Raw genomic sequence first — 9409 nt, forward strand, 5'->3', positions numbered from 1 at the left:
GCTGCCGGTGAACACCCCGCACGAGTCCACGGCGTTCGAGTCGACCGTACGCCTGCGTGAGCTGCTCGATCAGCGCGTGGCCGTCTTGGACGGCGCCTGGGGCACCATGCTGCAGGGCGCCGGGCTGACCCCGGCCGACTACCGCGGCGACCGCTTCGGCGACCACACCCACGACGTCACCGGCGACCCCGACCTGCTGAACCTCACCCGCCCGGACGTCATCCTCGACGTCCACCGCCAGTACCTGGCCGCGGGCGCGGACATCACGACGACCAACACCTTCACCGCGACCGGCATCGGCCAGGCCGACTACGGCCTGCAGGCGTACGTCCACGAGATGAACGTCCGCGGCGCGCAGCTGGCCCGCCAGGCCGCCGACGAAGCCGGCGGCAAGTTCGTCGCCGGGTCGATCGGCCCGCTCAACGTCACGCTCAGCCTGTCGCCCAAGGTCGAGGACCCGGCGTACCGGGCCGTCACGTTCGAGCAGGTCAAAGCCACCTACGCCGAGCAGATCGCCGGGCTCGCCGAAGGCGGCGTCGACCTGCTGCTGATCGAGACGATCTTCGACACGCTGAACTGCAAGGCCGCGGTCGCCGCCGCGCGCGAGGTCGCCCCGCACCTGCCGCTGTGGATCTCCGTCACCATCGTCGACCTGAGCGGGCGGACGCTGTCGGGACAGACCGTCGAGGCGTTCTGGAGTTCGATCGAGCACGCGAAACCGCTGGTCGTGGGGGTCAACTGCGCGCTGGGGGCGGCGGAGGCGCGCCCGCACGTCGAGGAGCTCTCCCGGCTCGCCGACACCTACGTCGCCTGTCACCCCAACGCCGGCCTGCCGAACGCGTTCGGCGGCTACGACGAGACGCCGGAGGAGACGGCCGGGCTGCTCGGCGGGTTCGTGCGGGACGGCCTGGTCAACGTGGTCGGCGGCTGCTGCGGCACGACACCGGCGCACATCGGGAAGATCGCGGCCGCGGCGAAGGACCTCAGCCCGCGTGAGGTGCCGGCGCCGCGCACGCGCACGCGCTTCAGCGGGCTCGAGCCGTTCGCCATCGGCGCCGACACCGGGTTCGTGATGATCGGCGAGCGCACCAACGTCACCGGCTCCAAGCGGTTCCGGCGGCTCATCGAATCCGGCGACCACCAGGGCGCCGTCGACGTCGCGCTGGAGCAGGTCCGCGGCGGGGCCAACCTGCTCGACGTCAACATGGACGCCGACCTGCTCGAATCCGAGCAGGCGATGACGACGTTCCTCAACCTGATCGCCACCGAGCCCGAGGTGGCCCGGATCCCGGTGATGGTCGACAGCTCCAAGTGGAGCGTGCTCGAAGCCGGGCTGCGCTGCCTGCAGGGCAAGGGCGTGGTCAACTCGATCAGCCTCAAGGAGGGCGAGGAGCCGTTCCTCGCCCAGGCCCGCACGATCCGGAACTACGGCGCCGGCGTCGTCGTGATGGCGTTCGACGAACAGGGCCAGGCCGACACCGCCGACCGCAAGGTCGAGATCTGCGGCCGCGCGTACGACCTGCTGACGCAGAAGGCGGGCTTCGCGGGCGAGGACATCATCTTCGACCCGAACGTCCTCGCCGTCGCCACCGGCATCTCCGAGCACAACGGCTACGCGAAGGCCTTCATCGAGGCGCTGCCCCGGATCAAGGAGCGCTGCCCCGGCGCGCGGACCAGCGGCGGCATCTCGAACCTGTCGTTCTCCTTCCGCGGCAACGACGTCGTGCGCGAGGCCATGCACTCGGCGTTCCTCTTCTACGCCGTCCAGGCCGGCCTCGACATGGGCATCGTCAACGCCGGCCAGCTCGCCGTCTACGAAGACATCCCGAAGGACCTCCTCGAGCTGGTCGAGGACGTGCTTTTCGACCGGCGCGAAGACGCCACCGACCGCCTCGTCAGCTTCGCGGAGAACGTCAAGGGCAGCGGCACCAAGCGCGTCATCGACCTCTCCTGGCGCGAAGGCACGGTCGGTGAACGCCTGTCCCACGCGCTGGTGCACGGCATCGTCGACTACATCGAAGACGACACCGAAGAGGCGCGGCAGCAGATGGCGCGGCCCCTCGAGGTCATCGAGGGCCCGCTGATGGACGGCATGAAGATCGTCGGCGACCTGTTCGGCTCCGGCAAGATGTTCCTGCCGCAGGTGGTCAAGAGCGCGCGCGTGATGAAGCGGTCCGTCGCCTACCTCGAACCCTTCATGGAGGCGGAGAAGGAGAAGGCGCGCCAGGAAGGCCGCCTGGCCTCCACCGGCGGCCAGGGCAAGATCGTGCTCGCCACGGTCAAGGGCGACGTCCACGACATCGGCAAGAACATCGTCGGCGTCGTGCTCGGCTGCAACAACTACGAGGTGATCGACCTCGGCGTGATGGTGCCGGCGGGCAAGATCCTCGACACCGCGGTGACCGAAGGCGCCGACGCCGTCGGGCTGTCCGGCCTGATCACGCCGTCGCTGGACGAGATGGTCGCGGTCGCCACCGAAATGCAGCGGCGCGGCCTGAAGCTGCCGCTGCTCATCGGCGGCGCGACGACGTCCCGCCAGCACACCGCGGTCAAGATCGCCCCGGCCTACGACAACGTCACCGTGCACGTCCTCGACGCGTCGCGCGTGGTCGGCGTGGTGTCCGACCTGCTCGACGCGGACCGTTCGGTCGTGCTGGCCGAGAAGAACCGGGCCGATCAGGAGGTGCTGCGCGAGCAGCACGCGAGCAAGCAGCGCCGCCCGCTGCTCACCCTCGAGCAGGCCCGCGCGAACCCCGAGAAGGTCGCGTTCGACGGGCTTCCGACGCCGGAGTTCACCGGCGTCCGCGTGCTCGAGCCGAGCATCGCGGAACTGCGGGAGATGGTCGACTGGCAGTTCCTGTTCCTGGCCTGGGAGCTCAAGGGCAAGTACCCGGCCATCCTGGACCAGCCGGTCGCCCGCGAGCTGTTCGACGACGCGAACACCCTGCTCGACCAGATCATCGCCGACGGCAGTTTCACCGCGAAGGGCGCGTACGCGTTCTGGCCGGCGCACAGCGAAGGCGACGACATCCTGCTCGACGGCGAGTACGCGCACGTCAAGTTCCCGATGCTGCGGCAGCAGACGGAGAAGCCCGCCGACCGCGCGAACCGCTGCCTGGCCGACTACATCGCGCCGGTCGGCGACCACCTCGGCGGTTTCGCGGTGGCCATCCACGGCGCCGAGGCACTGGCCAAGCGGTTCGAAGCCGAGCAGGACGACTACCGCGCGATCATGGTCAAGGCGCTGGCCGACCGGCTCGCCGAGGCGTTCGCCGAGCACATCCACCTGCGGGCCCGCCGGGACTGGTTCGAGCCGGACGCGCAGCCGGCGCTGGAAGACCTGCACGCGGAGCGGTTCCGCGGCATCCGCCCGGCGCTCGGCTACCCGGCCAGCCCCGACCACAGCCAGAAGCGCGAGCTGTTCGAGCTGCTGGCGGCGGACGAGCTGGGCATGGCCCTGACCGAGTCGTACGCGATGACGCCGGCGGCGAGCGTGTCCGGGCTGATCTTCGCCCACCCGGACTCCCGCTACTTCACCGTCGGCCGGCTCGGCCGCGACCAGGTCGAGGACTACGCCCGCCGCAAGGGCGTCGAGATCGCCGAGGTCGAGCAGTGGCTGCGGCCGAACCTGGCCTACGAGCCCGGGGCGTAGTCCGGCAGCTCGATGTCCGTGGCGAACTTGTCGGTCGCCTTCAGCATCAGGCCGAGCAGGAAGCGGGACTTGAACGTCCGGTCCCGCAGCTTGATCCGGAGCCGGGACGGCGGCGCGAGGAACGGGCCCGCGCTGCCGCGTTGCGAGACCTTCGCGTAGTCCCGCATCAGCTCCTCGTAGCGGGCGAAGGCGACCCGGTGGTCACCTCGGGCGGCGACGAGTTCCCCGGCGAGCACGTACGCGCCGACGACCGCCAGGCCGGTCCCGAAGCCGCCGAGGGTGTTGCCGTAGGCCGCGTCGCCGAGCAGCACGACCCGGCCGCGGGAGTAGTGGTCGATCGTGACGCGGCTGAGCGAGTCCAGGGAGAACTCGCGGGCCTGCGGGATCTTCGCCATCAGCTCGGGCAGCCGCCAGCCGCCGCCCCGGTAGGCGTCCATCAGCAGCTGCCGCTGCTTGTCGGTGTCGGTGCGGTCGTAGTCCAGCCCGGGCGAGGCGAACACGAAGAACGCCGACGCCTTCGGACCGCCGACGGCGGCCATCCGGCCCGGCTCGTTGTACATCACCGCGTCGCCGATGTCTTCGCCGAGCTCGGCCAGGGCGTAGTGGTAGCCGAGGTACCGCACGTAGTCGCGCTCCGGGCCGAACGCCAGCCGCCGGACGTTCGAGTGGATGCCGTCGGCGCCGACGACGAGGTCGAACCGGCGCGGCTCGGCGTGGGCGAAGGTGAGGTCGACCCCGTCCGCGGTCTCGGTCAGGGACGTGATGGTGTCGCCGAAGAGGTACTCGCAGCCCGAGTGCGCGTAGAGGATTTCGGCGAGGTCGCCGCGGCGGATTTCGATGTCACCGCCGGTGAACTCGCCGGGGATCACGGCCCGCGCGCGTCCGGTGGCGTCGATGATCGTCTGGTCCTGCCCGCCGGTCTGCCGCGCCAGGACGTCGTCGAGGATGCCCATGCGCTCGAGGACGGTCCGGTGGGTGGCGCCCTTGAAGTCGACGGCCTGGCCGCCGGGCCGCAGCGCGGGCGCGCGTTCGACGACGGTGACGGTGCAGCCGTACCGGGTCAGCAGGCCGGCGAGGGCGGGGCCGGCGATGCTCGCGCCGGAGATCAGGACGGTCGGGTTCTTCATGCGGCCGAGCTTCGCCAGGGCCGCTTACCACTCCCTGGCGAAGCGCTGACGGTCGCCGTCAGTCGCGGGGCGCCCCCCGTTTTCCACGCTACCGGAGGGCACCGACAGTTCCGGAGCTCCGCCGGCGGGCCCGCTACTCGACCGCGCCCGCTTGGGCGAGCAGGTTCTGGTACCAAGCGTCGTACGGGTGGTTGGTCGCCGGGTAGTTCGCCAGGGGAGTGGTGGCCTGGCTCACCGAGTCGAAGTCCCAGCCGCGGACCAGCTTGCCCGCCTGCCGGGCCGAGGTGATGAACGCCGACTCCGTTGCCGGGGCGCCGTAGAACAGCGCACCTTGCTGCAGCTCCGCGCTGTCGCCCTGCTGGAACTCGTCGAAGGCGACCTGGCGGTAGCGGATCCGGTCGCCGCCGGCGCGGTCGGTGTCGGCGCGCAGCGTCTGCGCTGAGGTCGGGCCGTCGGCGCCGGTCCACACGGACACGGTGCGGCCGGCGCTGGTCGCCGTCGCCTTGGCGAACCGCGCTTCGGAGGTCTTGGCGTTGCCCGTCCACGACACCGTGGGCCCGGCCAGCACGCCGTTCCAGGCCCAGTTCTGGCTGCCGCTCTGGCTCTGGTGGATCTCCCGCAGGTGCGTCGCGTCGGTGAAGGCGACCGTCGGCAGCACGCCGTTGTCGTACTGGTGGCTCGCCTGCCAGGTGATCTCGCCGTCCGCGCCGAGCTTGCCGGCGTGGTACCAAAGCGTGCTCGCGCCCTGCGACTGGTGCACCTCGACCAGGTCGCCGTTGTCGTTGAGCGCGACAGCCGGCGTCTGCCCGCTGTCGTACTTGCCGTGCCGCAGCCAGGTGACCCGCCCGTCGGGGCCGTAGGTCCCGGTCCAGTACCAGAGCGCGCCGGCCCCGGAGTCGTGCACCTCGACCACCTGGCCGCGGCCGTTGAGCGCGACCGCCGGGTGGTAGCCGACGTCCCGCTTGTACTCGGTGCGGGAGCCGCCGTCGCCGGACAGCAGCGGCAGCACGCGCCCGCGCAGCGCGTCGACCTCCGGCTGCGCCGCCGGGTAGTCCTGCGCGCGCAGCAGCCGCGCGCCGAACACCGACTCCAGCTCCTGGTTGAGCGCGGTCAGGTTGCCCGCGGCGAACGACGGGTTGTCGGTCAGGTCGTCCTTGAGGTCGAGCATGACGACGATCGGTGCGGCGGCCGGGTGCTGCGCGGACCACGTGTTCACGACGGTCAGCCAGTCGCGGAGGTCGTTCGACGCCGGGTTGCCGCCGCCGTGGTCCACGAGGTTGCCGGGGGAGTCGTGCCCGATGGCGTAGTCGTGGGACGTCGCGTAGCCGTTGTCGTGCACGTCGAGTTCCAGGAACCGCACACCGTGGTCGAGCTGGTGGGCGAGGGAGTTCTTGGCGCCGTCGACGTTGCCCGAATAGCTGTTGTGGGTCGCGCGGAACACCGACGCGGGGAACGGCGGGCTCGCGGCGTGCGCGGTTCCGGCGGTCAGCAGCGCGGAGGCGGTGAGCACAGCGGTGGCGAGTGCGGGCAGACGGCGCATCCTCGGGTCCTCACGTCGGCGGCGGGGCGCCGCCCATCCTGGCGCCCGGGCGGTGGCGCTGTCTCGAATTCCGGGTGAAACCCTGGGTAGCCTCGGAGCCATGGCGGCAGAACACGTGATCGTGACGTCCACGACGGACTCGGAAGCGGCGGCCCGCGAGCTCGCCACCCAGGCGGTGGCCGCCCGCCTCGGCGCCTGCGCCCAGGTCGTCGGCCCGATCACCAGCGTCTACCGGTGGGAGGGCGCCGTGCGGACCGATCAGGAGTGGCGGGTGGAGATCAAGACGACCGCCGACCGCGTGCCCGCGCTGACCGAACGCCTGCGGCAGCTGCACGGCTACGACCTGCCGGAGGTGATCGCCACCCCGATCGTCGGCGGCAGCGCGGAATACCTGGCGTGGCTGACCGGGGAGACCCGGGACGCTGGCTAGATTCGGCGCATGGACCACGAAGGACTCAGGCAGCGCTTCGCGACGCTGACCACCGCCCACCTCGCCGACGCGTGCATCCGCGCCGGGCTCCCGGTGCGCTGCGCACCGGCGCCGACGCGCCCGGTGGTGCCGGGCAGCCGCCTGTTCGGCCCGGCCGTCCCGGCCCGGCACGTCGGCAGCGTCGACGTCTTCCTCGAAGCCTTCGAGGACGCCCCCGAAGGCGGCGTCCTGGTGGTCGACAACGGCGGCCGGCTCGACGAAAGCTGCGTCGGCGACCTCGTCGTCCTCGAGGCCCGTGCCGCCGGGCTCTCCGGGGTGGTGATCTGGGGCCTGCACCGCGACACCGCGGACATCCGCGCCATCGGGCTGCCGGTGTTCAGCCTCGGCTCCCTGCCCACCGGCCCGCTCAGCCTGGGTCCCCGCGTCGGTGGCGGGCTGGCCGAGGCGATCGTCGGGACCTGGCGGATCGGCCCGCCGGACCTCGTGCTGGGCGACGACGACGGCGTCCTCTTCGTCCCGCTCGCCCATGCGGGTGAATTGTTCACCCTCGCCGAAGGAATCCGCGACACCGAACGCCGCCAGGCCGACCGGATCCGCGGCGGCGAACCGTTGCGGCAGCAGGTGCGATTCGGTGAATTCCTTGCGGCGCGGGAAACGGATCCGGCCTTGACTTTCCGCGCCCACCTCCGGGCCGTGGGCGGGGCGATCGAAGAATGACCACGAAAGTGTGATCGCAGCCCGAATCGGGTATTCCGCGCCTGCAGCGGGTGCGGGAGGCGGAACCATGAACACGCTTATCGGCTTCGGCAGGGACATCGAGTACCACTTCGCCCGAGGGCTGCGTGCTTACCTCGCCCGGGTCGCCCGGGCGGTCGGTGTCGGCTTCGAATCGTGTTCGCTCGACCTCGACGTGCCCACCTCCGGGTACGTCGCCCTCGACCGCACACTGCCGGACCTGCCGGGGCACGACCTGGCCCTCATCTGGGACGAGGTGCACGGCTGGTCGGCGGTCGTCGAGCCCGTGGGCGGAGGTGCGGTGAAGGCGCTCGCCTACCTCGGCGGCCCGGAAGTCCTGCCCCCGCCGCGCGTGGTCGCCCGGTTCCTCGAGGTGCTGCGGGTCGCCGGACTGCCCGCCGGCTCGTTCCGGCCGCCGGTGTTCCGGGCGGCGGGCCACCACGAGGACCTCGTCGACTGGCTGCCGGTCACCGGGCCCGAAGGACTGCTGCGGCCGAGTTCCACCGCCTGGTGACCGGCGGGCGCCTAGGATGGGCGGTCAGTCACCACCGGAGTGAGGGAACACCGTGAGCAGCGCCGATGAGCCCCGTCCCGTCCGGGTCCTGCTGGTGGAGGACCACGACATGGTCGCGGAGGCGCTGCAGCTGGCCCTCGACCGCGCCGACGGGATCACCGTGGTCGGCCGGGCGCGTTCCCGGGCGGAGGCGGTGACCTACGCGAGGGAGCACACCCCGGACGTCGTGGTGCTGGACCGGCGGCTCGGTGACGGTGACGCCATCGGCGTCATCGCGCAGCTGGATGCGGGTGGCGCGCGGGTGCTGGTGCTGACCGGTGATGCGACGCCCGCGGTCGCCGTGCAGGTCGCCAAGGCGGGCGGCGCGGGGCTGCTGCTGAAGTCATCCCAGCTCGGCGTGCTGGAATCCGCGGTGCGGGACGTGGCCGCCGGTGGCGTGGTCTTCGATCCGGAGCTGCTGCCCGGCGTCTTCGACCGGCTCGCCGGCCGGGGCCTCGGCACGGGCGCGGCGCTGACCGCGCGGGAACGCGAAACCCTCGACCTGCTCGCCGAAGGCGCGACCACCGAGGAGATCGGCCGCCGGCTGGGCGTCTCCCGCAACACCACGCGCAACCACGTGCAGCGCGTGCTGGAGAAGCTCGGCGCGCGGTCGAAGCTCGAAGCCGTCGCGGTGGCCCGCCGGGAGGGCCTCATCGGCTGATGCACCTGCATCAGCCGGGTGGGGGCTTTTGCATCTCGCGCCGCCCGGTGCCCGGCGAGCAGGCTGGCAGCGTGAACATCCCTGGACCGCTGACCGCGGAGTGCGTGCTGACCGACTCGATGGGCGGCCTCGTCATCGCTCGCCGGTTCACCCGGCTCGTCCTGCTCGCCTGGACCGCCGCCGTCGCCGTCGACGACGCGCTGCTGGTCGTCACCGAGCTCGCGGCCAACGCGCTGCGCCACGGCGACGGTGACCCGGTCCTGCGGCTGAGCGTGGACGGCGCGGACGTCCGCGTCGAAGTCTTCGACGACAACCCGGCCCCGCCGGTCCGGCGGCCGGCGGGGGCCGACGGCGGCTGGGGTCTCGTCCTCGTCGACCGCCTGTCCTCGGTGCGGGGGACCGCCCGTCACGGCCGCGGGAAGGTCGTCTGGTGTGTCCTGCCCGCCCCGGCCGCCGAATTCGTGGGCTGAGCCGCGGCCGGTGGTCGTGCCGGGCGGGCGGCGATCCGGCAGAGTTGCCGCATGGACGACGACCGGTTCCGCCTGCTGGTGCAGGGAGTACTGGACTACGGGATCTTCATGCTCGACCCCCAGGGCCGGATCTCGACGTGGAACGCGGGGGCGGAGCGCATCAAGGGGTATGCGGCCGCGGAGATCATCGGGCAGCACTTTTCGGTGTTCTACCCGGCTGAGGACGTGGCGGCGGGGAAGC

9 protein-coding genes are annotated in these 9409 nt (G+C 71.8%); 7 read left to right on the forward strand and 2 right to left on the reverse strand.

The genetic code is table 11. The features are described 5' to 3' along the window. The first annotated feature begins 7 nt into the window (after positions 1-7). The gene (gene metH, locus C2L58_RS46215; protein ID WP_103343964.1) at positions 8-3652 is read left to right on the forward strand and encodes a methionine synthase; all 3645 of its coding nucleotides are present in this window, start codon (positions 8-10) and stop codon (positions 3650-3652) included. Here metH and C2L58_RS46220 read toward each other — a convergent pair. Both C2L58_RS46220 and C2L58_RS46225 read right to left on the reverse strand, forming a co-directional pair. Beyond that, positions 3634-4779, reverse strand: coding sequence for an FAD-dependent monooxygenase (locus C2L58_RS46220; RefSeq protein ID WP_103343965.1), 1146 nt, complete (start codon positions 4777-4779; stop codon positions 3634-3636). The two genes, metH and C2L58_RS46220, sit on opposite strands and share 19 nt — an antisense overlap. A gap of 133 nt (positions 4780-4912) precedes the next feature. Further along, positions 4913-6319, reverse strand: a complete 1407-nt coding sequence (locus C2L58_RS46225) for a hypothetical protein (protein ID WP_103343966.1) — start codon at positions 6317-6319, stop codon at positions 4913-4915. Between the two features lie 100 nt (positions 6320-6419). Between C2L58_RS46225 and cutA the strand changes: the two genes are divergently transcribed. The 6 genes from cutA to C2L58_RS46255 all read left to right on the forward strand — a co-directional run. Then, positions 6420-6749, forward strand: coding sequence for a divalent-cation tolerance protein CutA (gene cutA / locus C2L58_RS46230; RefSeq protein WP_103343967.1), 330 nt, complete (start codon positions 6420-6422; stop codon positions 6747-6749). A gap of 9 nt (positions 6750-6758) precedes the next feature. Next, positions 6759-7466, forward strand: a complete 708-nt coding sequence (locus C2L58_RS46235; RefSeq protein ID WP_103343968.1) for an RraA family protein — start codon at positions 6759-6761, stop codon at positions 7464-7466. Between the two features lie 67 nt (positions 7467-7533). Further along, positions 7534-7998: a DUF6292 family protein gene (locus C2L58_RS46240; protein ID WP_103343969.1), complete on the forward strand. Its 465-nt coding sequence runs from the start codon at positions 7534-7536 to the stop codon at positions 7996-7998. Positions 7999-8050: 52 nt separating this feature from the next. After that, the gene (locus C2L58_RS46245) at positions 8051-8698 is read left to right on the forward strand and encodes a response regulator transcription factor (RefSeq protein ID WP_103343970.1); all 648 of its coding nucleotides are present in this window, start codon (positions 8051-8053) and stop codon (positions 8696-8698) included. Between the two features lie 71 nt (positions 8699-8769). After that, on the forward strand, positions 8770-9168 hold the full coding sequence (locus C2L58_RS46250) for an ATP-binding protein (protein ID WP_233226312.1): 399 nt from the start codon (positions 8770-8772) through the stop codon (positions 9166-9168). A 51-nt stretch (positions 9169-9219) separates the two neighbouring features. Beyond that, positions 9220-9409: PAS domain-containing protein (locus tag C2L58_RS46255; protein ID WP_146073830.1), on the forward strand; the 190-nt coding region annotated here is incomplete at its 3' end.

The sequence above is a fragment of the Amycolatopsis sp. CA-126428 genome (assembly GCF_002904335.1).
Lineage (GTDB): Bacteria > Actinomycetota > Actinomycetes > Mycobacteriales > Pseudonocardiaceae > Amycolatopsis.

What these genes read in the sequence shown, in the direction of transcription:
- C2L58_RS46220 (WP_103343965.1), bottom strand. Translation starts at nt 4,779, where the DNA reads ATGAAGAACCCGACCGTCCTGATCTCCGGCGCGAGCATCGCCGGCCCC.
- C2L58_RS46235 (WP_103343968.1), top strand. Translation starts at nt 6,759, where the DNA reads ATGGACCACGAAGGACTCAGGCAGCGCTTCGCGACGCTGACCACCGCC.
- C2L58_RS46225 (WP_103343966.1), bottom strand. Translation starts at nt 6,319, where the DNA reads ATGCGCCGTCTGCCCGCACTCGCCACCGCTGTGCTCACCGCCTCCGCG.
- cutA (WP_103343967.1), top strand. Translation starts at nt 6,420, where the DNA reads ATGGCGGCAGAACACGTGATCGTGACGTCCACGACGGACTCGGAAGCG.
- C2L58_RS46240 (WP_103343969.1), top strand. Translation starts at nt 7,534, where the DNA reads ATGAACACGCTTATCGGCTTCGGCAGGGACATCGAGTACCACTTCGCC.